Below are 24,173 nucleotides of genomic sequence, written 5' to 3'. Positions count from 1 at the left end.
CGGTGGCCCGGTCGATCCACGCCACGCCCCGCCTCCACGTTCCTCCGCATCCGCGTCCGCCCGCCGGGAACCCCGGCGGGCGGGCCACTCCCGTCCTAGCTCTTGGCGATCACGAACCGCCCGACCAGCTGCTCCAGCGCCTGGGCCGTCGCCGACAGCTCCTGCGCCGAGGCGCTGATCTCCTCGGCCGACGCCGAGGTCTCCTGGGTCGAGGCCGAGACCTGCTCGGCCGTCGCCGACGACGCCTCGGCGACCGTCGCCACGCCGCCGATGTCCTCCGACACGCGGTCCGCGCTCGCCGCGATCTGCTGACCGGCGGCCGCGATCGACTCGATCCGGACCGTCATGTCCTCGACCGCGGACCCGATCGCCCGGAAGGCGTCGCGGGCCTGGGCGACGGTCTCCGTCCCCTCGGTCGTCCGGCGAACGCCGTCCTCGACGACGCCGACCGTCCGCTGGGTCTCGTCCTGGATCTCCTGGACGAGCACGGAGATCGTCGTCGCGGCCGCGCGCGACTCCTCGGCCAGCTTGCGGACCTCCTCCGCGACGACCGCGAAGCCACGCCCCTGCTCACCGGCACGGGCCGCCTCGATCGCCGCGTTCAGCGCCAGCAGGTTGGTCTGGGCGCTGATCCCCGTGATCGTGTCGATGAAGCCGCCGATCCGCTGCGACTTCTCCGCGAGGCCGGCGATCGCTCGCGCGGTCTCCTCGGAGCTCTCCTGGACGGCGGACATCGCCGCGTCGGCCTCCTCGGCCGCGGCGACCCCCTGCTTGGTGGTCTCCTGAGCGCGGTCGGCGACGGCGGCCGCTTCCTCGGCGGAGCGGCCGCTGGAGGCCACCGCCTCGGCGGTCTCGGTCATCGCTTCACGGACCTCGCCGACCCGCAGGACCTGGGCCTCGGCGCCGGAGGCGACGTCGGAGACCGCGGTCGCGATCTCGGCCACGGCCTTCGAGGTCTCCTCCGAGGTCAACGTCAGCTGCTCCGAAGCGGCGGACACGGTCCCCGCCTCGCGGGTGACGGCACCGATCATCTCCGACAGCTGGCCACGCATCGTGTTGTACGACGAGACCCCGCGCTTGGCCTTGTCGAGCATCCCGTTGAAGGTCGTCGCCAGCTGCCCGATCTCGTCGCCCGAGCGGACGTCGATCCGCTTGGTGCCCGAGTGGGCGTCGTGGGTGAGGTCGCCGCTGGCGACCGCGGTCAGCCCGTCGACCAGGCCCTGGAGGCAGTTGTCGTTGAGCGAGTCGAGGCGCTCGGAGATCTCCGCGACCGGCCGCGTGATCCGGCGGATCGTGCCGACCGCGAGGATCAGCGCGCCGAGCAGGGCGCCCAGGGTGATGATGATCATCAGCCGGCGGCCGGCGGCGGTCGCGGTCCCAGCCTGGTGGACCGCCGAGTCGGCCGAGTCCCGGACGCTCTTGGTCAGCGCCGTCGACAACCGCGTGACCCGTGCGGCCTGCGGCAGCACCCGATCGGTGAACATCCTGCGGGATGCCTCCCGTTCGTCATCACCGCGACCGCGGACCGTCTCGTCGCGGGAGAGCTGCATGGCCTTCATGTAGCTGGCGACCAGCTGCTGGCGTGCCTTCAGCAGGTCGTGCAGCTTCGGGTCGGCCGGGGTCCCGTTGAGCAGCGGATCGAGGCGCTTGGAGTCGGCGTTGTTCGCCTCGCGGATCGGCTTCACCTGCGCCTCGAGCTGGTCCTGGGCGCCCAGCTGACCGTCGGCGACGTAGAGGTGCCGGGCGACCAGCACCACGATCGCCTGGGTCCGCGCGTCGAGGTGTCCGGACAGCTCGACGGCCGGCAGCGAGACCTGGCCGACCTGCTTCGTCTTGTCCTCGACGTTACCTAGACCGATGATGCCGATCAGCGCGACGACGACGATCGCCAGGCATAGCGCGCCGAAGGCGAGCCCCAGCCGGTAGGCCAGACGGAGGTTCTTGAAGACCGAAAGCATGTGCTCCTCGTTGGGTAGGAGCGGCGCCGAGGCGACGCCGCCCGAGCGTTGCCTCGTTGATCGGCCTACAGCGTTCGCGCTTGATCCCGAGTTCGCCCCTGTACCCCCCGAACGTCTGGTTGATAGGTACCAGCAGTGATCCCGCAGCGCGGGCCGGACAACGCCACCACCCGGCCGTACCCGGCACCACCGGCGCACCGCCGCAACCAGCGGCGGCGGCGCGCCGACCCTCAGCCGATCTCGGCCCGAACGGCCGGAGCAACCTCGGTCCCGAACAGCTCGATCGCCCGCAGCACCTGCGCGTGCGGCATCCCACCGACGGAGAACTGGGCCATGTATCGCTGGTTGCCGAACAGGCTGTGCTGGTGGAGGATCTTCTCGACCAGCTCCTGCGGGCTGCCGACGCCGAGCGCACCGGTCCCCGCCCGCGAGGCGTCGAAGGCCGGGCGCGTCAGCGGCGACCAGCCGCGCTCGCGACCGATCCGGTTCATCATCGGCGCGTAGGCCGGGTAGAACTCGTCGCCGGCCTGCTTCGACGCCTCGGCGACGTAGGCGTGGGTGTTGATCGTGAGCTTCAGCGTCGCCGGATCGTGCCCGGCCTGGGTCGCCGCCTGGCGGTAGAGCTCGACCAACGGCTGGAAGCCCTCCGGCTGGCCACCGAGGATCGCGATCGTCAGGGGCAGGCCGAGCACCCCGGCGCGGATCACCGAGTTCGGGGTGCCGCCGACGGCGATCCCGACCGGCAGCGGGTCCTGGACCGGCCGCGGGTAGACCCCGGCGTTCTCGAGCGGGGCCCGGTGCTTGCCCGACCAGGTCACGTGCTCGTCGGCGCGGATCGCCAGCAGCAGGAGCAGCTTCTCCTCGAACAGCTCGTCGTAGTCCTTCAGGTCCTGCCCGAAGAGCGGGAACGACTCGGTGAACGAGCCGCGGCCGGCGAGGATCTCGACCCGCCCGCCGGAGATCAGGTCGACGGTCGCGAACTGCTGGAAGACGCGAACCGGATCGTCCGAGCTGAGCACCGTGACCGCGCTGGTCAGCCGGATCCGCTCGGTTCGAGCCGCCGCGGCGGCGAGCGCGACCGTCGGCGACGAGACGAGGTAGTCCGCCCGGTGGTGCTCGCCGATCCCGAAGACGTCGAGCCCGACCTGCTCGGCCAGCTCGACCTCCTCCAACAGGTTCTTCATCCGCTGCTCGGGCGTGATCATCCGCCCGGTGGCGGGATCACGTCCGAGATCGGCGAAGGTGGCGAGTCCAAGTTCCATGGGTTCCTCGGGGTCGATGCGGTACGGACGGGGACCGCGGAGCGGGTGCCCCACGTCCGTCCCCGGCCGGCGTGGCCGGCCGGGCCCAGGGCCCGGCCGATCACTACCCCATCGAGATTACCGGACCGCGGTCCGTTTACTGTGATGGGCGCCCATGACCGGGCCGCCCACTACAGCACCTTGGAGAGGAACCCCTTGGTGCGCTCGTGCTGCGGATCGTCGATCACCTGCGACGGCGGACCGGCCTCGACGACCACTCCCCCGTCCATGAACACGACCCGATCGGCGACCTCACGGGCGAACCCGATCTCGTGCGTCACGACGACCATCGTCATCCCGTCGGCGGCGAGCCCGCGCATCACGTCGAGCACGTCGCCGACCAGCTCGGGATCGAGCGCCGAGGTCGGCTCGTCGAACAGCATCAGCTTCGGCTTCATCGCCAATGCCCGCGCGATCGCCACCCGCTGCTGCTGCCCTCCCGACAGCTGCGACGGGTAGGCACCGCCACGATCGCCGAGCCCGACCCGGTCCAGCAGGACCTGGGCCTCGGCCGTCGCCTGCTTCTTCGGCACGCCCTTGACCTGGGTCGGCGCCTCGATGATGTTCTGCATCACCGTCTTGTGCGGGAACAGGTTGAACTGCTGGAAGACCATCCCGATCTCGGCGCGCTTGGCGACGACATCGTTCTCCCGCAGCTCGTACAGCTTCCCGTGGCGCTCCCGGTAGCCGACCAGCTCGCCGTCGACCATCAGCCGACCACCGTTGATCCGCTCCAGGTGGTTGATGCAACGCAGGAAGGTCGACTTGCCCGATCCCGAGGGACCGAGCAGGCAGACGACCTCGCCGCGGGCGACCTCGAGCGTGATGCCCTTCAGCACCTCGACGAGACCGAACCGCTTGCAGACGCCCTGCGCGGTCACCATCGGCGTCCCCGCCGCGGGCACCTCGCTCGCGGCCGACCCGTTCCTCCCACCGAGGCCCATCACGACGCACCTCCGGGGTTGCCTGCGGTCGCGGGAATCTGCGGTCGAGACCGACGGATCCCCACGCTCTTCTTGATCCGTTGCCACGGCGTCGGCGGAAGCTCACGCGAGCTGCCCCGGCCGAAGTGGCGTTCGATGTAGTACTGGACGATCGACAGGATCGTCGTGAACAGCAGGTACCAGATGACCGCCACCACCAGCAGCGGGATCTGCTTGTAGTTCACGGCGTAGATCAGCTGCACCGAGTAGAGCAGCTCACTGACCGCGATCACACTGACCAGCGAGGTGGTCTTGAGCATGGCGATCACCTCGTTGCCCGTCGGCGGCACGATGATCCGCATCGCCTGCGGCAGGATGATCCGCCGCATCGTCTGCAGCTTCGTCATCCCGAGTGCCTGAGCGGACTCGCCCTGGCCCTCATCGACCGAGATGATCCCGGCGCGCACGATCTCCGCCATGTAGGCGGCCTCGTTCAAGGCCAGCGCGAGCGCTCCCGCCACGATCGGGGTGATCAGGGCGTTGGCGTCTCCGCCGAGCAGCTCCGGCCCACCGAACGGCACGCCGAGCGTGATCCGCGGGTAGATCGAGGCAAGGAAGTTGAAGGCCAGGATCTGGACCAGGATCGGGGTCCCACGGAAGGCCCAGATGTAGAACGAGCTGACGCCTGAGACCAACGGGTTCGTGGACAGCCGCATCACGGCCAGCAGCACCCCGAGCAGGATGCCGACGACCATCGCGATCACGGTCAGCTCGAGGGTCAGGATCAACCCGTCGATGACCCGCGGGTCGAACAGGAAGTCGCCGACCGTGCCCCACTGGAAGCGCGGGTTGTTCGACACCGACCAGATCGCGTTGGCGACCAGGATGAGGACGATGAAGGCGGCCACCCACCGTCCCGGCCTCCGGACCGGGACGGCGACGATGTCGCCCGAAGCGGCGCCGGATGCCCCGGCGCCGCTGCTCTCCGGAGAACTCACGTGCCGCCGATCAGCTCTCGGCGCCGTTGATCTTCGACTCGGTGATCGCCCCGTGCTCGACGCCCCACTTCTTGAGGATCGTCATGTACTGGCCGTTGTCGATCAGCTTCTGGACCGAGTCACGGACCAGCGGGGCCAGCGGGGAGCCCTTCGGCAGGGCGATGCCGTACGGCGCGGTGCCGTAGGGCTTGCCGGACAGCTTGAACTGGCCGTTGGCCTGCTTGACCTGGTAGTCGGCGATCGGGGAGTCGGCCAGGCCGACGTCCGCGCGGCCCGAGATCAGCGCCTGGTTGGCGCCGTTCTGGTCCGGGTAGACCTGCACGTCGAGCTTGTCGCCCGACGCGGCGCACTTCTTGGCCTGGGCCTGGGCGTCGTCCTGCTGCGTGGTGCCCTTCTCGACCGCGACCTTGTGACCACAGAGCTCGGCGAGCGTGGTCACGTTCGGGCCGTTATCGGCCTTGACGAAGAACGAGCTGCCGGCCACGAAGTACGTGACGAAGTCGAACTCCTGCTCGCGCTCCTTCGTGTCCGTGAACGACGACATGCCGGCGTCGTACTTCTTCGAGGTGATGCCCGGCAGGATCGCGTCGAAGCTCGACTTGACGTTGTCGGCCTTCAGCCCCATGACCCCGGTGATCGCGTCGGCAAGATCGGGATCGAGCCCGATGATCGTCTTGCCGTCGTCGCCCAGGAACTCGTTGGGCGCGTAGGTCGGGTCCATGGCGATCACGAGCTTGCCCTTGCTCTTGATGTCCGCCGGGACCCGGTCCGCGATCGCCTGGTCGACGCCGGTGGCCGCCGTAGCGCCCGTGTCGGACTTGGCGGTCGTGGTCGACGAATCGTCGCTGCTCCCGCAGCCGGTGACGCCGACGGCGACGACCGCGGCGAACGCTAGCGCCCGAACGTTCCTTGTGCGCATGTATTGCTCCTCGTTTCGGTGGGGGGACACGTCCCGGACCGCCAGGTCCAGAACGCGGCAGACCGCTGATGCACGGAGCATCGTACGCAGACCGAGGCGCCGTGTGGACTCCATTTTGGCGGCCGTTCGTCCAGGCACCTGCTCCAGCGGGAGCACGCAGACGGCGTATCGGCCCAAAACGTCAAGGTCCGCAAGGCTCGCGACGCTCGGTAGCAAACCGGCGTATCGGCCCAAAACGTCACGGTTTTACGCAGTACGCGTCGACCGTTTGGTTGATTCGTGGCCACTGAAACTGGACGAATGGTGCACCACAGGGGGTCGCTGGCGTGCGAGATTCCTCTCGCCGCCGGTTCCGCACAAGCACGCCTCTGGCTTGCGCGTGTGACATTCCGGAGGTCTCTTCCCCCAGCATCCGCCGGTGCCACTCGTGGCACCGCGCGAACCACGAGAGAGGTCAATGATCCACTCCATCTGGCACCCAAGCCGCGCGCGCCGTGCGGCCACCGTGGCCGCAATGGCCCTGGCGGCCTCTGCGGTCGCGGGCGGCACGGCGTCCGCCGCGACCCTGACCGTCGACGACGACGCCGCCGACTGTCCCGCGGCGACCTATCGCACGATCCAATCCGCCGTCGACGCGGCGGCCGACAACGACACGGTCGTCGTCTGCGCCGGCGACTACGCCGAAGGCAGCGGCGCCATCGGCACCAACGCCCTGACCATCACCAAGAGCCTGACGCTCAAGGGCGCGGGCGCCGACCTCGTGTCGATCTCGCCCAAGGCGACCACCCCGACCGGGGGACAGATCTTCGATCCCGTCGCGGACATCCGCAGCGGCATCGGCAACATCGTCTCGGTCGTCGGCTCCCCCACCCGGCCGATCACGGTCGACATCAGCGGCGTCACCGTCGACGGCTACGACCCGGCCGAGAAGCCGATCGCGGTCGCGGCGGGCGTCGTCTACCTCGACGCCAAGGGCTCGATCGTCCGCAGCCGCGTGACCAACACGGTCACCTCCGAGGGCGACTCGGCCTACCTCCAGACCGGCGGCTACCGCGGTGCGCAGCCCGGGATCGGGATCGTCCAGACCTCGCGCAGCCGGCGGGCGCAGGTCGACGGGACCCGGACCCTGCGGATCGAGCTGACCCGCGTCGACAAGTACAACCGCTACGGCGTCCTGATCGACAGCGCGCAGGGCGACACCCTCCCGCTCGTCTTCTCGGGCGCGATCAACCGCGGTGAGATCAACAGCAGCGTGATCGTCGGTCGCACGCAGTGCGTCGACTACGCCGGAACCGGCAACTGCTCGCCGGTCGGCCCCGTCACCACCGGGCCGCTGTTCGGTCAGGACGGCCTCCGCGTGACCGCGGGCGCCCGGGCACAGATCGCCGACTCGTTCATCGCCCAGAACCTGACCAACGGGCTCGGCGCGCCGACCCGTGGCAACGGCATCACCCCGGGCGACAACCCGGGCAACCTCAGCCTCGGTGCCGGCATCCGCCTGATCGGCGCGAAGATGACCACCAACCCGGTCAGCACCGGCCTGCCGCGCAGCTACAACACCTCGGTCACGCGCAGCAGCATCGTCGACAACGGTTACGGCGCGCTCAACTTCGGCGCCGACGGCGTCACGCCGAACTCCGGCGCGCCCAACACCGATCCCGGCGGCACGAACAACATCCTGCTGGCCGAGAACAACTGGTGGGGCCAGCGGATCGGCGTCGCGGCCAACACCGGCCCGATGATCTCGCCGGTGATCAACCCGCCGTGGCCGGAGAACCCGGTCGGCGGCACCGGCGTCATCGACCCGGTCGTCCCGAGCCTCACGACCTCCAACTCGGTCGACTTCGTCCCGTTCCGGAACGGCCTCCAGGCCGACCCGGACAACGGGCAGTTCCCGATCCCCGACGCGCCGCTGCCGGTCAGTGACAGCGGCCCGACGGACGTCAGCCTCCGCGCCAGCGCCGACAGCGTCGCCCCCGGCGCCAACGTCGAGCTGACCGCGGACGCCAACGACGACTTCGGCATCAAGCGGGTCCGGATCTACGACGGCGCCAGCAAGGCCGCCGAGCTCCAGAAGCCGCCCTACACCCAGACGGTCAAGGTTCCGGCCGACGCCGTCTGCGGCAGCAGCCGCAGCTACTCGGCCCTCGCCACCGACTCGATCGACCAGTCGACGGCCAGCTCCGCGGTCTCGATCACGGTCTCCTGCCCGACCGACCCGGGCACCCCGCCCGTCGGTCCGGGTCCGAAGCCCGCCGATCCGGCGCCCGCGCCGGCCCCGACCAAGATCGCGTTCAGCTCGGTCCCGAAGACGATCTCGGGCGCGACCACGCTCACGTTCGACACCGTCGGCGCCAAGAGCGTCGAGGTCCGCCTCGGCAGCCGGACGATCTGCCGCGTCACCGCGGCCCCGTTCAGCTGCAAGATCACGCCGACCGGTGCCGACGTCGGCACCCAGGCGCTGACCGCGGTCGTGACCGACGCGAACGGTGGCACCAGCTCGGTGACCACGCAGGTGACGGTTCCGAAGTTCCGGGCGAAGGTCGCCCTCAAGGTCTCGTCCAAGCGGGTCCGGGGCGGCAAGCTCCGGCGGACGATCAACGGTCGCGTCGTCCTGCCCAAGGGCGTCACCAAGGCGCAGGGTTGCCGCGGCAAGGTCACGCTCTCGATCAAGCGCGGTGGCCAGTCGTTCCTCAACCAGCGCGTGTCGCTGTCCAAGAAGTGCACGTTCCGTCAGTCGGTGACCGCCTCGCGGTCCAAGCAGCGCTTCGTCGTGAGCGCACGCTTCGGCGGGAACTCCGTGCTCCGCAACACCACCCCGACCAGCCGGAGGTTCTCGTGATGTCGCCCCGTCGAATCACGGTCAAGCGGGCGCTCCTCGCGCTCCTGGCCACGACCGTGGTCGGCGCGATCGCACCGGCCACGGCCAGTGCCGCGCCCGACCCGGACGCCTGCACGCCGAACGTGACCTACGACAGCAGCATCAAGTCGTGGTCGCAGTTCTTCGCTGACAACCACAACCCCCAGGCGGTCGTCCCGCTCGGTGCGGGCCTCGGTCAGGCCGGTGGCGGCAGCAGCCCCAACGGCGTCGGCGATCCCGCCAACCCGCGCGGCCGCAACCTCAACGCGACCCTGCTCGAGTACGCCGACTACCTGGTCCAGGCGACGTCCTCCAGCGGGCGCGTGCGGATCCTGAAGAAGAACATCGGGATGTCCTCGGTCGGACGGCCGATCGCGTTCTACGCGATCGGGACCCCGGTCAACATGGGCAACCTCGACGGTCCCAACGGCGACGCCGCCTACTGGCGCCGCGTGCGGGCGGGCGAGATCCCGCAGGAGGAGGCCCTCGAGCAGGCCGTCACCCGGCCTGCGCTCGGCTGGATCACCGCGACCCCGCACGGCGACGAGTCGGCGGCCGGCGAGTCGATCGCCCGTGAGCTCTACGAGCTCGCGGCGCGGACCGACTGCGCCAACATCCGACGGCTGGTCAACCTGGACCTGTTCCTCCAGCTGGTCCGCAACCCCGACGGCCGCGACGCCGTGACCCGGACCACGGCCTGGGGCTACGACCCCAACCGCGACTTCGGCACGCGCAACCAGCCCGAGAACAAGCAGTTCATCCCGTTGATGAACGAGTACCCCGGGCTGTTCTTCATCGACGCCCACCAGCAGGGCGGGAGCGCGTACTTCTTCCCGCCCAACGAGGACCCGATCCACCACGAGATCTCCTCGTTCTCGATCAACACCGTCCAGAACAAGGTCGGTCCGGCGCTGCAGCAGATCTTCAACGATCAAAGCACGCTCTACACCAACTACAGCCAGTACGACCTGTTCACGCCCGAGTACGGCGACACGGTTCCGTCGCTGATCATGGGCGCGGCCGGGATGACCTACGAGAAGGGCAACCAGGAGGCCTACTCGAAGCAGGTCTACGACCACTACGTGGCGATCGACCAGACGGTCAACACGATCTCCAACGACAAGGTCAACACGACCCGCGAGTGGATCAAGCAGTGGCCCGAGGCCGTCGAGCAGGGCAAGAACTGCGAGCTGCAGCCGAACAAGCTCGGTAGCCCGCTGCACGACGAGATGAGCCCGATTCCCGCGGGCAAGACCGTCTGCGGCTACTTCTACCGCCCGGACCAGCACTCGGGTGACGTCGCCAGCCTGCTGAAGAACATGCAGGAGGTCGGCGTCAAGATCTACAAGCTCAACAGCGACCAGACCCTCAACGGCGTCAAGGCCTACGGCAAGGACGCCGGGACCTCGACCCTGCCGGCCGGCACCTACTACATCCCGCTCGCGCAGGGGATGAAGCACTGGATCCAGGCCGTCCTCGGCGAGAACCCGTTCATCCCGTACCCGTTCTACTACGACGTGGTGACCTGGTCCTACGGGATGCAGCGCGGCCTCGCCGGCAGCGGCTTCCTGACCGACAAGAGCTCGGTCCCGACCGACATGACCGAGATCGGCGCGCCCGACTTCGGTAGCGCCCCGACCACGGCGCCGCAGGTCTACGCGTTCAACACCGACTCGATGCAGGGTCTGGCGCTCACGGCCGAGCTGCTCGACAAGGGCGTCAACGTCTACCGCGGCACGACCGCGTTCGACGCCGACGGCAAGCGCTTCTTCACCGGCGCGGCCCTCGTCGACGGCGCCTCGCTGCGCTCCAGCGGCGTCGACCTGACCGCGATGGCCAAGGCCCGCCAGACGCCGGTCTCCGGTCTCGACCGGTACCCGGTCGCGCGTCGCCAGATGACGAAGCCGAAGATCGGCGTCTACACCGGCTACGCGTCGATCCCGTCCAACCCGCTGTACGTCAGTGGCGCGAACGTGACGACCCCGGGCTCGCCCGGGCACTGCGTGCTGTCCAACGTCAACGCCCCCGCCCCCGTCGCCGACCGCTACTCGGCGAACGCCTTCTGCGAGGCGCTCTTCACCTTGCGGGTCAAGGACAACATGCCGGCCTCGACCGTCGTGCCGATCACGTCCACCGACGTGGCCGCCGGCGCCCTCGAGAGCGGCAACTACACCGCCCTGGTCAACGCGAACTACGTGATCGCCGCCGGCGCCACCGCCGACAAGGTCAAGTCGTTCGTCAACAACGGCGGCCGCTACGTCGGCTACGGCACCAACGGTGCCGAGACGGCCCGCAACTCCGGCCTGGCGAACCTCTGCACCAACCCGGTGCCGTCGACGATGAAGACGCCGGGCGTCACCTACGACGCGACGTTCGACACGACCAACCCGGTCGCGTGGGGCTTCGACCTCGGTGGCTGGATCTACCGCCAGACCGGCGACCCGATGTTCGACGGCGGCTCGCTGGCCGCCTCGTACACCTGTGGCACGCCGCCGACGACGTTCAACAACCCGTCGGCCAAGGCCGCGATCAGCTACGCGCCGGACCTCCACTCGGCCGCCTCGCTGAAGGGCCAGAAGTACGGCCTCTCGGTCAACGCCACCGGCCCCGGCCTGCTGGACGGTCGTCCCGCGGTCGTGACCTCGTCGCTCGGCTCCGGCCACTCGACGGTGCTCGGGTTCGACCCGTTCTACCGCTCCTGGAAGGAGCAGGACGAGCGGATGGTCCTGAACGCCGCGATGATCCCGACGACGGCCGTGCTGCCGGCGTCGACGGCGCCGCTGCCGAAGGCCGCCAACCCGGTCCCGGTCCTGACGCAGGCGAAGGCCGACGACGTGGCTGCGGTCGCGCCGGCCCCGGCGGCGAAGCTGCCGGTGGCGCCCAAGTCGGCGAAGAAGGCCCAGAAGAGCGCTCGCAACGCCGAGCGTGATCTGGTCATCGTCGTGACCAAGAAGCAGTCCAAGCGCCTGAAGCAGGCGGTCAAGGCAGCGAAGCTGCCGAAGGCCATCCGCCGCCAGGTCTCGTTCCGGAACACGGGCAAGAAGCACGTGACCATGACGATCCGCAACAGCCGGACGGACGACTTCCACGACCGTCAGGAGTGGGTCAGCAGCCTGATGGGTCAGGTCAAGAAGCGCAAGATCAAGCTGACGCTGGGGCAGATGTAGTCCCCGCCATCAGCTGACGCAGCACCCTCGCCCCCGGTCGCCTCGTGCGGCCGGGGGCGATGTCGTTCCAGGCTGATCTGGTTCCGTGAAACGGGCCCAGACGGCGTTCCCGGGCGATCACGAGCCCGTAGGGAGCCAGCAGGTCGCCGGCGGCGCGCCGATCCGCACCGCTCAGCGAGCCGACGAACCTCGCACGGCGGCCAGCGCCGCGACGTACCGCGGGTCGGCTGGATCGAAGTCCTGCCGCTCCCGCCAGCGTTGCAGGGGCTCTTCGAGCCGCGGCTCGGCCACGTTCGCGATGACCTCGAGCCAATCGTCATCCGCGAGATCGTTCTCGAGCGACCACTCGAGCGCCGGAACGTCTCCCAGCAGGCCCAAGGCCGCACGGGCCTCGGCGCGGACTTCCTCGTCCGGATCATCGGCAGCGGCGCGGTAGGCCGCGATCGCCTCCGCTGTCGCCACGGGCCGAACATCGAGGCGTCCCCGACCAAGCGCGAAGATCGCCCAGTCGCGGACGTCCGCAACGGGGTCGCCGGCGAGTGCCACCAACCCGTCGATCGCCTCCGGAAGATCATCCGGGAACATCCCGCCGAAGGCGAACGCACAGGCCCCACGAATGTCCGGGTCGGGGTCGTCCACGTGGCGCAGGACCACGTCGCACTTCGACGCGTCGCCGTTGTGACCAACTGCCGTCAGGAGGTCATCGAGCGCCTGGCCCTCCTGCTCGTGCTCGAACGCCAGCGACAGCCATCTGCGGGCAAGACGCTGCAAGTGCTCCACCGTCCGGAACGCGGCCGCGATGCACACCAGGCTCGCCCCCACCTCCCGGACCAGTTGGTCGTCGGAAGCGACGAGATCCGGGAGCAACAGCTCGACCACGTCGGTGTGGTCTTCCAGGTAGTCGGTCAGGCGATCCCACCTGGCCTTGGGATCCGGATCCCGCCCGATGCTGATCAGGTGCTCACGGGCGCCGACCAGGTCGGGACCAGGAACGGGGTCAACCGGGCCAAGGCACCGAGCCTGCGTGACCGAGCCCTGTCCGATCTGGTCGTCAGCCACCGGCGCGGACCACGACGTAGCCCTCCGCTCGCAGCACGTCGATCACGACGTCGCGGTGGTCGCCCTGCAGCTCGATGACCCCGCCCTTGGCGGACCCACCGACGCCGCAGCGCTTCTTCAGGCGGCCGGCCAGCTCCCGCAGGCCGTCCTCGCCCAGGGGGACGTTCGAGACCGTCGTGACGCCCTTGCCCCGCCGCCCGGAGGTCTCCCGTCGGACCTTGATCGGCCCCTCGGTCGTCGGCGCCGCGGACGGCTGGCCGCCCTTGGCGCGACGGAGGTCACCGTCGCTGCTGGACCAGACGAGATCGGGGTCGCGCTTCGCCATGAGCGCAACCGTAGCCCAGCGGCACGGATCGCCGCCGGGCCGGCACCGGACGTGGTCCGGCGCCGCAGGGATCGGCGGCGTCGAACGCGCCGCGCGGCAACCTGAGGACTACGCCATCGAGTAGCGCGTGCCCCGCTTCTCGCCCTGCTTCGTGATGACCCCGTTCGCGAGCGCCGCCGCCAGGAACTGGGTCAGCTTGTTCGAGGGGACGTCGCTCGGGATGTCGAGCGCATCGCGGATCTGCGAGGCCGACAGCGGACCGTCGGCCTCTTCGAGCGCGAGCAGCAGCTCGTCCTGCGTCGCCGTCACGCCGGGGGTGCTGCCGCGGGGGCTGCGGCCACCGACCGCGGCGGTGGCCCGGCGGACCGGCGTCCGCCCCTCGGCGATCGCCAGGGCGTCCTCCCACCGCCGGAGCTCCTCGCGCGTGTCCTCGACCTCCGCCTCGAGCGCGGCGATCTCCTTCGCTGCCGTCGCGCGGATCTCCGCGATCTGGTTCTCGATCGGCTGCACCCGCTCGCGCAGGTTCTCGATCGCGTCCCGAATCGCCTGCGTGGGATCGGTCTTCGTTGCCATCGCGTGTTCCCTCGTTGCTCGCCTGTGGGTGCTCCTGGGCCTTACGCCTATCACGCACTACGCCCCGGGGCAGGTACTTCCCCTAAGAGTTTGGCGTGATTCGGCCCTACCGTGCGTGACGGGCCGCGGTTTGCAACTACCCAGCCGGGCGTTCACGCAAGCAGCACCGGCCGGTTCGCGCGGCCTCGGTCCGCCTCGTCCGTGAAGCGGGCTAACGGATCGCGTCGTACCTGCTGAACAACGGCAGGTACATCGAGATGGCGATGAAGCCGATCGTGGCGCCACGACGGTGATCAGCGACGGCTCCAAGATCGCGGGCCTGCCCCGCCGCCTCCGCCTCGTCCCCGCACAAGCCGGCGATCGTGCCCCACATCGCCAGGAACACCACCAACGCGAGCAGCACCAGGAGCGAATCCCACGACGACCGTGGGATCGACCATCGCGCTGCGGATCGCCCCCCTCACAGTGGCTCGCCCTTCTCCACCTGATCGGCAGAACGCAGCACATGCTCTCCAGCACACCACCGGTCTCGCCGGCACAGACCACCGCCACGTACAGGTGGTTGAAGGCCCGTGGGTGACGCCCTACCGCCTCCGAAGCGAACGGGGTCACGGTTGGCTCCGATCGACGGACGCCCGTTCCCGGACGAGACCCCACCGATGCCGTCGACGACCGTACGGCGCATATGCCCGCCGGCGTGGGCGGCGGACTGGGCGGACCCAGGCACGAGCGATCGCGTGAGTGGGCTCGCCGTACGACTCGCTCCCTGCGCCTAGCTGGTGGTCGCCGCGCGGGCGGCCCCCTCCATCGTCGCCAGCGGCGCCGGGCGCCCCGTCCAGCGCTGGAGGCTGCGCGCACCCTGGGCGGCCAGGAACGAGAGCCCGTCGACCGTCCGCTCGACCCCGGCCGCGGTCGCGGCGGTCAGCAGCGCCGTCCCGCCGGCCCGGTAGACGAGGTCGACGACCGTCCCGTAGCCGCCGAGGTCCTCCTCCGCCACCGGCAGCAGCGCGAACGTCTCGGCCGGGTCGTGCAGACCGACCGAGGTGCAGTTGACGAGGACGTCCGCCGGCTCGGCCGCGCTGACCGCGTCGAGACCGAGGTCGCGGGCCAGGTCGCCCGCGCGCTCGGCGGTCCGGTTCCAGACTGCGACCCGGGCGCAGCCGGCCTCGCGCAGGGCCCAGAGGCAGGCGCGGGCGCTCCCCCCCGCGCCCAGCACGAGCGCCGTGCGGCCCTTCAGCGGCTCGCCGATCGCGTCGATCAGGCCCGGCGCGTCGGTGTTGTCGGCCTCGAGCGTGCCGTCCTCGAGCACGGTCAGGGTGTTGGCGGCGCCGATCGCGTCGGCCGCCGGGGTCGCGTGGTCGGCCGCGGCGAGCGCGTCGTGCTTGTGCGGCATCGTCACGTTCGCCCCCGCGAACCCGCCGACCGCCAGCGCGCGGACCGCGGCCTGGATCGCGTCGGGCGGGACCGGCAGCGCCTGGTACGTCCAGTGGCCGAGCCCGAGCTCGACCAGCGCCGCGGTCTGCATCGCCGGAGAGCGGCTGTGGGCGACCGGCCAGCCGAAGACGCCCAGCCGCCACGGCCGGTCGGGCGCCAGCGAGGCCGCCGACGCCGCGGTCACCTCTTCTTGCAGACCGACGGGTCTCCCCCGGCCTTCCGTTGCGCTGCCGCGTACGCCGCCTGGTCCTTGGCGAACTTCGCGTCGGTGCTCGAGAACGCGTGGCGACCGTTGCCACACGGCTTGACCACGTAGTAGACGTACGAGACGTTGGCCGGCTTCGCGGCCGCCTTGATCGACGCCAGTCCCGGGTTCCCGATCGGCGTCGGCGGCAGACCGGTTCGGAGGCGGGTGTTGTACGGCCCGTCGCGCTGGAGCTCGCTGACCCGGAGCGGGCGGGTCCAGTTGCGCTCGGCGTAGCGGATCGTCGCGTCGATCCCGAGTGGCATGTCCTGCTTCAGCCGGTTGTAGATGACGGCGGCGACCAGCTTGCGCTCGGACGGGATCCGGACCTCGCGCTCGATCATCGACGCGATGATCAGGACGTCGTAGCGCGACAGCTTGGCCTTCCGCGCCCGGCTCATGCTGACCGTCGACATCTCGCTGGTGAACTTCTTCAGCTGCTCGGTCACCAGCGCGCCGGCGGTCGCTCCGCCGCGCGGCAGCTCGTAGGTGGCCGGGAACAGGAAGCCCTCCAGCCCTCGCTGCGCCTTCGGCTGGCCGTACCGCTGCGGATCGAATCCGGCGCTGCGGGCGCTGGCCTCGATGTAGTTGCCGCGGACTCCGGCGGCCTTGACGGTCGCCGCCGTCTCACGCCGCGAGAGCCCCTCGGGGATGCTCACCCGGATCACCGGCGTCGGCAGCGGCGCCTTCTGGAGCGCGGTCAGCGCCGCCCCGTAGGACATGCCTTCGCGCAGCTCCAGGGTCCCGGCCCGCAGGTCGCCGCCGGCGCCCGACAGGCGCGCGCGGACGGAGAAGATCAGGCCGTTGCTGATCACGCCCTTGTCCTGGAGCAGCTTGCCGATCTCGTCGACCGACGAGCCGGGGGCGATCTTGACCTGGACCGTGCCCGAGCCCTCGCCCTTGAGGGGCTCGAAGACGAGGAAGGCCGCGATCACGATCAGCACGATCGGGATCAGCACCAGCAGTGCGGCGAGCCGCGAGACGCCGCGACGGGCCGGGGCCTTCCGCTCCTGCACGCTGACGGTGGCCGGGGTCACCCCGGGACGCGTCGGTGACTTGAGCGGCGGCAGGCTCACCGTCGGCGGCTCGAGATCGATGACCGCGGTCGCCGGCGCGGTCGCTTGCGGTGCCGCCTCGGCCCCGGGCTGCTCGGTGGTCTCGAACCAGTCGTCGACCGGCTGGGGCGCCGCCACTTCGGGTGCGGGCACCGACGCGGGCGGCGCGGGCACGGGCGCGGGCACGGCGACGTGCGGCGGGTCGATCGCCCCGGTGACGTCGACGCCGGGCAGCGGCGCGGCGGTCTGCGACCACCACGGCTGCTCGCCGGCCGGCGGAGCGGGCACGGGCGCCGCTGCGGGCGCGGCCGGGAACGACCCGGAGTGCGACGCCGCGTCGGGGTACCCCTCAGGCGCGGGTGCGGGCGCCTCGGGGTACGCCTGCGGGGCGGCAGGCTCGGCCGCGGGCGTCGGTGCGGACGGGTACGCCGGGGCGACCGGGTACGGGTCGACGCCGGCCGCCGAGGCCGACAGCGTCTCGGGCACCGCTGGGACCGCCCCGTCGGTCAGGGGCGCCCCGGAGGTGATCGAGGGCAGCTCGCCGGTGGTGCCGGGAACCGCAAGATCGTCGAGGCTCTGCGGGACCGGCCGGCCCTCGCGAAGGGCGCGGCGCTGCTCGCGCTCGAGGCGCGCGCGGTGCCGATCGTCCTCTGAGCGGGGACCGCTGTCCCGCCGGCCGCGGCGGCTCACCGCGAGGTCTCGTCCAACGGCGCCATCGCCTGAACGCTAGTGAAGCGGCCACAACCGTGCTCGTTGGCACGCCGGACCGGTCCGGTCACCGGCACCGAGAAGCTCCCGTCCCGACCGGACCGTACGGCGCCAGCAGGGCGGGACCGGCGTGCTCTGCCCGCCCTGCAAGCTCGTACATGCGTCCAAGCTACGGTCCGTATCCGCCCGGGCGCGAGCCGCGACCGTGGGCACCGGCACCCGCGAGGACTGCTGCGAATCTGGGGTCTCCCCGACGACGGATCCGCATCGGTCGCCCGCATCGCGGCGCCGCCGCCGACCGCGCCGCCGACCTAGTCGCGCCGGAGCCACTCCTCCAGCAGCACCGCCGCCGCGCGCGAGTCCTCGTCGCTGTCGCGGCCGCCGCTCTGCTGCGCCATCCGGGTGGTGAAGCGCTCGTCGTACATCTCGACCACGATGTCCGGCCCGACCTGCTCGTCGAGCGCGGCCGCGAACGCCCGCGCCTCGCGGGTCTGGTCCGTGTCGTGGCCCTGCAGGCTCAACGGCAGGCCGACCACGATCCGCTCGACCTCGCGCTCGACGATCAGCCGGTGCAGCTCGCGGCGGCCCTTGCGCGAGCCGACCCGCAGGATCGCCGGCAGCGGCGTGGCGATCGTCCCGCTCGGATCGCTGAGCGCGACCCCGGTCCGGGCCGAACCGTGGTCGAGCGCCATCACCCGCACGGCGCCGCCTCATCCCGGGCGCATGCGCCAGTCTTGAAAACTGGGGACCGACGGTGCCGCGCCGCGGTCCCGCACGTCCGGCGGGCCGTCGTGCTCACGCGCCGAGCGCGTTCGCGATCGTCTCGCGGGCGGCCCGCAGGGCGTCGTCGGTGTGCTCCGGCTGCTTGCCCCCGGCCTGCGCCATCGTCGGCTTGCCGCCGCCGCCCCCGCCGACCACGGCCGCCGCGGCCTTGATCACGTCGCCGGCCTTCACGCCGCGCTCGACGATCTCGGGACCGACCGCGACGATCAGGGCGACCCGCTCGTCGCCAGGGGCGGCGAGCACCACCACGCCGGGACCGGCCAGCTTGCCCTTGACCCGGTCGGCGATCGCCGGCAGATCCTTCGGGTCGACGCCCTCGATCCGGGAGATCACGACCGGCACCCCGGCGAGATCGGTCGCCTCGGCGGCGAGCGACTCCTCGTCGACGGTCGGCAGCTTGCGGGCGCCACCGCCGCCCTTGGACTGCTCGCGGAGCTTGACGATCCGCTCGGGGACCTGGTCGACGTGGACCTTGGCCGCGACGGCGGCCTCCTCGAGCAAGCGGTCGTGGCGGCGCAGCAGCTCGATGGCGACGGGACCGGTGATCGCCTCGATCCGGCGCACGTTGGCCGAGCTGGATCCCTCGCTGGTGATCTTGAAGACGCCGATCTCGGAGGTCGAGCGGACGTGGGTGCCGCCGCACAGCTCGCGGCTGAAGCTGCCGTCGCCGATCTCGACCATCCGCACCACGTCGCCGTACTTCTCGCCGAACAGGGCCATCGCGCCGAGCGCCTTGGCCTCGTCGATCGGCATCGTCAGCGCCCGGACCCGGTCGTTGGCGAGGATCCCCTCGTTGACGCGATCCTCGACCCAACGGACGTCCTCGGTCGTCAGCTTGGTCGGGTGGCTGAAGTCGAAGCGGAGCTTGTCGGGGCGGACCGCCGAGCCGGCCTGGTGGACGTGGTCGCCCAGCCGCTCGCGGAGCGCGGCGTGCAGCAGGTGCGTCGCCGTGTGGTTGCACTCGGTCGCGTGACGGGCGAGCCGATCGACGCGTGCGACGACCCGCTGCCCGGCCTTCAGCGCGACGCCGTGGACGTTCCCGTCCCCGACCCCCGCGACCGGCTCGACGACGATCGCCTGGTCGTCGCCGGCCCGCACGATCGCGGCGACCGCGGCCTGCTCGGAGCCGTCCTCGAGCGTGATCGTGCCGCTGTCGGAGACCTGACCGCCGCCCTCGGGGTAGAACGGCGACTCGGCGAGCTTGATGTAGGTCTTGCCCTCGCGCTCGAGGATCCCGGCGACCGTGGTGTGCTGGTCGAGCTTCGAGTAGCCGGTGAACTCGGTCGGCTCGTCGGAGACGAGCGCGGCGATCGAGCCGGCGGCGGCACCGCCGTGGTCGCCGCGGCGGGAACCGGCCTTCGAGCGCTTGCGCTGCTCGCCCATCAGCCGGTCGAACTCCTCGCGGAGGCTGGCCGGCGCGGTCCAGCCGGCGCCCTCGTTGGTACCGGCGGCCTCGATGTGCTCCTCGTAGAGCTCGAGCGTGAGGTCGATCGGGAAGCCGAAGGTGTCGTGGAGCTGGAACGCCTGGGCGCCGCGCAGCGGGCCGGCGGCGAGGAACGTCTCGAGCACGCCGAGGCCCTGCTGGAGCGTGCGACCGAAGCCCTCCTCCTCGGCGAGGACCCAGGTCCGGATCTCCTCCTGGCGCTCCCGGATCTCCGGGTAGGCGTCGCCCATCGTCTCGACGACGACGTCGAGGAAGCGGCCGAGGAACTCGCCCTCGATCCCGATCTGTTGGCCCTGGACGACCGCCCGGCGCATCAGCCGGCGCAGCACGTAGCCGCGGTCCTCGTTCGACGGGACGACCCCGTCGCTGATCAGGAAGGTCATCCCGCGGGTGTGGTCGGCGAGGATCCGCAGCGCGCGGTCGAACGACTCGTCGCCGGACTCGTAGGCCTTGCCCGACAGCTGCTCGCCGAGCGCGATCAGGGGCGCGAACTGGTCGGTCTCGAAGATCGTCTGCTTGTCCTGCAGCAGCAGCGCCATCCGGTTGAGGCCCATGCCGGTGTCGATGTTGTTGGTCGGCAGCGGGGTCAGGACCGGCTTGCCGTCGTCGTCGGCCGACTGGTCGTACTGCATCAGGACCAGGTTCCAGAACTCCATGAACCGGTCGGACTCGTCCTGGCCCGGGGCCGTCGCCGGCCCGTAGTCGGGGCCGCGGTCGAGGTAGAGCTCGGTGCAGGGGCCGCAGGGACCGGTCGGGCCGGCCTGCCAGAAGTTGTCCTCGCGGCCGAGCTCGACGATCCGCTCGCGCGGGACCCCGACCTCGAGCCAGAACTCGATCGACTCGACGTCGGGTCCGAGGCCCAGCTCGTCGTCGCCGCCGAAGACGGTCACCCAGACCTTCTCGGGGTCGAAGCCGAAGCCCTCGGTGGTCAGCTTCCAGGCGTAGGCGATCGCCTCGCGCTTGAAGTAGTCGCCGATCGAGAAGTTGCCGAGCATCTCGAAGAACGTCAGGTGCCGGGCGGTCACGCCGACGTTGTCGATGTCCGGCGTCCGGAAGCACTTCTGGCAGCTGGTCAGGCGCGTCGCCGGCGGCGTGTCGGCCCCCAGGAAGTACGGCTTGAGCGGGTGCATGCCCGCCGTGGTGAGCATCACGGACGGGTCGTGCTGGGCCGGAACGAGCGAGGCCGACGCCAGCCGCCGGCTCCCCTGCTCCTCGAAGAACCGCAGGAAGGTCTCGCGGATCTCGTCGCTCGTGATGGGACGCACAGGGCTCACGCGCACGATTGTCGCGAATCGACACGGGGTCGTGCGCATTGGTGAGCGTTCGTACGACGAGCGGTGGTCGCCACGACCGCTCCCGCACGCTCGCAGCGTCCGGCCCCGTCCGCCCGCAGGGCTAGGCTCGCCGCGGACGGGGCGTGTCGCCCCGCTCATCCATCCGTCACCAGGAGCCCCCCTCGTATGTCCGCTTCCGAAGCCTCGGCCGAGCGCCTCGTCCGCCCAATGCCCCAGTGGTGGCTGATCCTGCTCAGCGGGATCGTCGCCGTGCTCGCCGGGATCGTCGCCGTCGCCGTCCCGGGGATCACCCTGCTCGTGCTCGGCCTCTTCCTCGGGATCTCGCTGATCGTGACCGGGATCGGCTCGATCATGGTCGGCGTCACCGCCGGTGACAACCCGGGCGCCCAGGTCCTCGCCGTCCTGATCGGCTTCATCTCGGTCGCGGCCGGGCTCTTCTGCATCGCCCGCCCCGGCGCCGGGATCCTCGCCGTGCTGTTCTCGGTCGCGTTCTGGTTCGTGCTGACCGGCGTCGGCGACCTGGCGATCGCCTACCGCCATCCCGAGCACCGCGTCTGGCACGCCGTGCTCGGCGTGATCGGCGTCGTCGCCGGGATCGTGCTGCTGGCCAACCCGGGCGTCGGCCTCTCGACGGTCGCGCTGCTCGCCGGCATCGGCTTCCTGCTCCGTGGCGCCACCGAGATCGTGCTCGCGCTCCAGACCCGTCGCCTGGAGGCGGCGCTGCGCCCCAACTGATCGCCGCGGACGGCGGACGGACGGCGGGCGACCGCGCTGTCTGCCGCCGTCCCCGATACCGGGGTCCCGGCCGCGCCGAGATCCCGGTTCTTCGGGTCCTCTTCGAAGACCCGTAGCACGCGCGTCGTCCCGCGCCGTACCCTGCCCGGATGGCCAGCATCCTCGTCGTCGACGACGAGCCCGCCCTCGTCACCGCGCTCGAGCGCGCCCTCCGGTTGGACGGGCACGACGTCGACGTCGCCACCGACGGACAGGTCGCCCTCGACCGCCTGTCGGTGACGACCCCCGATCTGGTCCTGCTCGACGTGATGATGCCCCGGATCGACGGGCTCGAGGTCTGCCGACGACTCCGCGCCAGCGGCGATCGCACGCCGGTCTTGATGCTGACCGCGCGCGACGGGATCGACGACCGCGTCGACGGCCTCGACGCCGGTGCCGACGACTACCTGCCCAAGCCGTTCGCGCTGCGCGAGCTGCGGGCCCGCGTCCGCGCGCTGCTGCGACGGGTCGAGGCGGACGACGACGAGGACCGCCCCGAGCCGATCAAGTTCTCCGACCTGCGGCTCGATCCGGCCACCCGCGAGGTCCACCGCGGCGAGCGTCCGGTCGAGCTGACCCGGACCGAGTTCGCGCTGCTCGACCTGTTCCTCCGCCATCCCCGGGTCGTGCTCAGCCGCTCGCAGCTGTTCGAGCACGTCTGGGGCTACGACCTCGGGGCGACGTCCAACGCGCTCGGGGTCTACATCGGGTACCTGCGACGCAAGACCGAGGAGGGCGGCGAGCCACGGCTCCTGCACACGGTCCGCGGCGTCGGCTACGCGCTTCGGGAGTCCTGAGTGCCACTACGCCGGCGGCTGACGCTGACCGTCGCGCTGGTCGCCACCGCCGTCGTCGTCTTCGCCGGGTTCGCGGCCTGGCTGACCACCCGCTCGGTCCTGCTCGGCAACCTCGACGACACGCTCCGGGCCCAGGTCCAGGGAGGCCGCGGCGACCAGGCCCGCGGCGGGCCGGGCGGCGTCCGCCTGATGCGCGCGCCGGGCGACACCGGCGCGCTCGAGAGCCTGCCCGCCCCGCCCCCGCGGCTGGGTGGCCCGGCCGAGTACTCGCAGGCCCTGACCTCGGCCGGCGTCGTCGTCACCCGCGGCGACGTCGAGCTGCCGGTCACCGCCGTGGACCGGGCCGGGATCCGCGACGCCCGCGTGGTCGGGCCGCGCGACGTCCAGGTCGGCGACACGCACTTGCGGATGATCACGGTGCCGCTGGACGAGCTGACCCGCCAGCGACTGTCGGCGGCGAACGCCTCCGGCATCACGATCTCGGCGCTCCAGTTCGCGCGGCCACTGAACGGGGTCGACCGCGCGTTGCGCACGCTCGCCCTCTCGCTGCTCGCGGTCGGGCTGGTGCTGGTCGCGATCGCCGCCGCGCTCGGCCGGACGGTCGCGCGGCGGATCCTGCGCCCGGTCGCCGACCTCGCCGGTGCCGCCGCTCACGTCGAGGCCACCGGCGACCTCGAGCAGCGGCTGCCGGTCCGGTCCGCCGACGAGGTCGGCGAGCTGACCCGCCGCTTCAACGGCATGCTCGCCCGCCTCCAGGGCTCGCGCAACGAGCTCGACCGCAGCATGACCGAGCAGCGCAACCTGGTGGCCGACGCCTCGCACGAGCTGCGGACCCCGGTCACCAGCCTGCGGACCAACGCCGAGCTGCTGCTGGAGGACGACGCGACGATCGACGCCGAGGAGCGCCGGAGCATGCTCGTCGATGTCCGCGACCAGGCCGAGGATCTGGGCCTGCTCGTCTCCGACCTGATCGAGCTGGCCCGCGGCGACGTGCCCGACCACGACGCCGACGAACCGGTCGCGCTCGACCAGCTGGTCGAGGAGTGCGTCGCCCGGGCACGCCGCGACCACCGCGGCGTGACGTTCGCGACGACGCTCGCGCCGCTGGTCGTCGAGGGCCGTCCGGATCGGCTGGCCCGCGCGGTCTCGAATCTGCTGAACAACGCGGCGCTGCACGGGGCGGGCGGCCAGGGCACGGTCGAGGTGCGGGTGGATGCCGCGGGTGATGACGGACGGGCAGCGGGCCCGGTCGAGGCCGCGGGTGATGCCAGACGGGCAGAGGACCACCCGTCCGCCGATCCCGGAGCGAGCACGCGCGCCGTGGTCTCCGTGATCGACCACGGTCCGGGCGTGCCGGAGGCCGAGCGAACCCGGATCTTCGACCGCTTCCGCCGCGGCGACGACTCCCGCGAGCGCCACGGCAGCGGCCTCGGGCTGGCGATCGTCCGCCAGGTCGCCGTCGTCCACCACGGCGAGGTCGACGTCAGCGAGACGCCGGGCGGCGGCGCGACGTTCCGGCTGACGTTGCCGGTGGTGGCGGACTGAGTGGCGTGCCG

Annotated in this window: 18 protein-coding genes; 5 read left to right on the top strand and 13 right to left on the bottom strand. The window is 71.2% G+C overall.

What is annotated here, in order from left to right; all coding sequences use genetic code 11:
* Positions 1 to 95: 95 nt before the first annotated feature.
* The 5 genes from ACVUH9_RS04155 to ACVUH9_RS04135 form a co-directional block, all read right to left on the bottom strand.
* Positions 96 to 1,958 (bottom strand): methyl-accepting chemotaxis protein, encoded by a 1,863-nt coding sequence (locus tag ACVUH9_RS04155; protein WP_475754229.1) that lies wholly within the window; start codon positions 1,956 to 1,958, stop codon positions 96 to 98.
* A 230-nt stretch (positions 1,959 to 2,188) separates the two neighbouring features.
* Positions 2,189 to 3,220 (bottom strand): LLM class flavin-dependent oxidoreductase, encoded by a 1,032-nt coding sequence (locus ACVUH9_RS04150; RefSeq protein ID WP_475754227.1) that lies wholly within the window; start codon positions 3,218 to 3,220, stop codon positions 2,189 to 2,191.
* A gap of 170 nt (positions 3,221 to 3,390) precedes the next feature.
* Entirely contained in the window at positions 3,391 to 4,143 is a 753-nt protein-coding gene (locus tag ACVUH9_RS04145; protein ID WP_475754225.1) for an amino acid ABC transporter ATP-binding protein, read from the bottom strand.
* Between the two features lie 59 nt (positions 4,144 to 4,202).
* A complete protein-coding gene (locus tag ACVUH9_RS04140; protein ID WP_475754223.1) occupies positions 4,203 to 5,180 on the bottom strand; it encodes an amino acid ABC transporter permease in 978 nt (325 codons plus the stop codon).
* A 10-nt stretch (positions 5,181 to 5,190) separates the two neighbouring features.
* Positions 5,191 to 6,099, bottom strand: a complete 909-nt coding sequence (locus ACVUH9_RS04135) for an ABC transporter substrate-binding protein (protein WP_475754221.1) — start codon at positions 6,097 to 6,099, stop codon at positions 5,191 to 5,193.
* 514 nt (positions 6,100 to 6,613) lie between these two features.
* Between ACVUH9_RS04135 and ACVUH9_RS04130 the strand changes: the two genes are divergently transcribed.
* Positions 6,614 to 8,941, top strand: coding sequence for an Ig-like domain-containing protein (locus ACVUH9_RS04130; protein WP_475754219.1), 2,328 nt, complete (start codon positions 6,614 to 6,616; stop codon positions 8,939 to 8,941).
* Positions 8,941 to 12,126, top strand: a complete 3,186-nt coding sequence (locus ACVUH9_RS04125; protein WP_475754217.1) for a M14 family zinc carboxypeptidase — start codon at positions 8,941 to 8,943, stop codon at positions 12,124 to 12,126. Before ACVUH9_RS04130 ends, ACVUH9_RS04125 begins: the two co-directional genes overlap by 1 nt.
* Before the next feature lie 171 nt (positions 12,127 to 12,297).
* Here the strand turns inward: ACVUH9_RS04125 and ACVUH9_RS04120 are convergent, their stop codons facing one another.
* From ACVUH9_RS04120 to alaS, 8 genes are all read right to left on the bottom strand, one after another.
* Positions 12,298 to 13,185 carry a HEAT repeat domain-containing protein gene (locus tag ACVUH9_RS04120; RefSeq protein ID WP_475754215.1) on the bottom strand — a complete coding sequence of 296 codons (888 nt, stop codon included), beginning with the start codon at positions 13,183 to 13,185 and terminating at the stop codon, positions 12,298 to 12,300.
* Entirely contained in the window at positions 13,178 to 13,510 is a 333-nt protein-coding gene (locus tag ACVUH9_RS04115) for a stress response translation initiation inhibitor YciH (protein WP_475754213.1), read from the bottom strand. The genes ACVUH9_RS04120 and ACVUH9_RS04115 overlap by 8 nt, the downstream gene beginning before the upstream one ends.
* A gap of 108 nt (positions 13,511 to 13,618) precedes the next feature.
* Positions 13,619 to 14,083, bottom strand: a complete 465-nt coding sequence (locus ACVUH9_RS04110; RefSeq protein ID WP_475754211.1) for a hypothetical protein — start codon at positions 14,081 to 14,083, stop codon at positions 13,619 to 13,621.
* Positions 14,084 to 14,294: 211 nt separating this feature from the next.
* Entirely contained in the window at positions 14,295 to 14,486 is a 192-nt protein-coding gene (locus tag ACVUH9_RS04105) for a hypothetical protein (protein ID WP_475754209.1), read from the bottom strand.
* A 369-nt stretch (positions 14,487 to 14,855) separates the two neighbouring features.
* Positions 14,856 to 15,701, bottom strand: coding sequence for a shikimate dehydrogenase family protein (locus tag ACVUH9_RS04100; protein WP_475754207.1), 846 nt, complete (start codon positions 15,699 to 15,701; stop codon positions 14,856 to 14,858).
* A complete protein-coding gene (gene mltG / locus ACVUH9_RS04095) occupies positions 15,698 to 17,506 on the bottom strand; it encodes an endolytic transglycosylase MltG (protein ID WP_475754205.1) in 1,809 nt (602 codons plus the stop codon). The genes ACVUH9_RS04100 and mltG overlap by 4 nt, the downstream gene beginning before the upstream one ends.
* Before the next feature lie 329 nt (positions 17,507 to 17,835).
* On the bottom strand, positions 17,836 to 18,216 hold the full coding sequence (gene ruvX, locus ACVUH9_RS04090; protein WP_475754203.1) for a Holliday junction resolvase RuvX: 381 nt from the start codon (positions 18,214 to 18,216) through the stop codon (positions 17,836 to 17,838).
* A gap of 103 nt (positions 18,217 to 18,319) precedes the next feature.
* Positions 18,320 to 21,025: an alanine--tRNA ligase gene (gene alaS, locus ACVUH9_RS04085; protein ID WP_475754201.1), complete on the bottom strand. Its 2,706-nt coding sequence runs from the start codon at positions 21,023 to 21,025 to the stop codon at positions 18,320 to 18,322.
* A gap of 186 nt (positions 21,026 to 21,211) precedes the next feature.
* Here alaS and ACVUH9_RS04080 point away from each other — a divergent pair, with 186 nt between their 5' ends.
* From ACVUH9_RS04080 to ACVUH9_RS04070, 3 genes are all read left to right on the top strand, one after another.
* Positions 21,212 to 21,781, top strand: a complete 570-nt coding sequence (locus ACVUH9_RS04080; protein WP_475754199.1) for an HdeD family acid-resistance protein — start codon at positions 21,212 to 21,214, stop codon at positions 21,779 to 21,781.
* Positions 21,782 to 21,930: 149 nt separating this feature from the next.
* Complete coding sequence (locus ACVUH9_RS04075) at positions 21,931 to 22,617, top strand: response regulator transcription factor (RefSeq protein WP_475754197.1); 687 nt, start codon at positions 21,931 to 21,933, stop codon at positions 22,615 to 22,617.
* Complete coding sequence (locus tag ACVUH9_RS04070; RefSeq protein WP_475754195.1) at positions 22,618 to 24,162, top strand: sensor histidine kinase; 1,545 nt, start codon at positions 22,618 to 22,620, stop codon at positions 24,160 to 24,162.
* Positions 24,163 to 24,173: the final 11 nt, after the last annotated feature.

The sequence above is a fragment of the Patulibacter ginsengiterrae genome (genome assembly GCF_056269115.1).
This window is presented reverse-complemented; position numbering and strand designations above follow the sequence as displayed.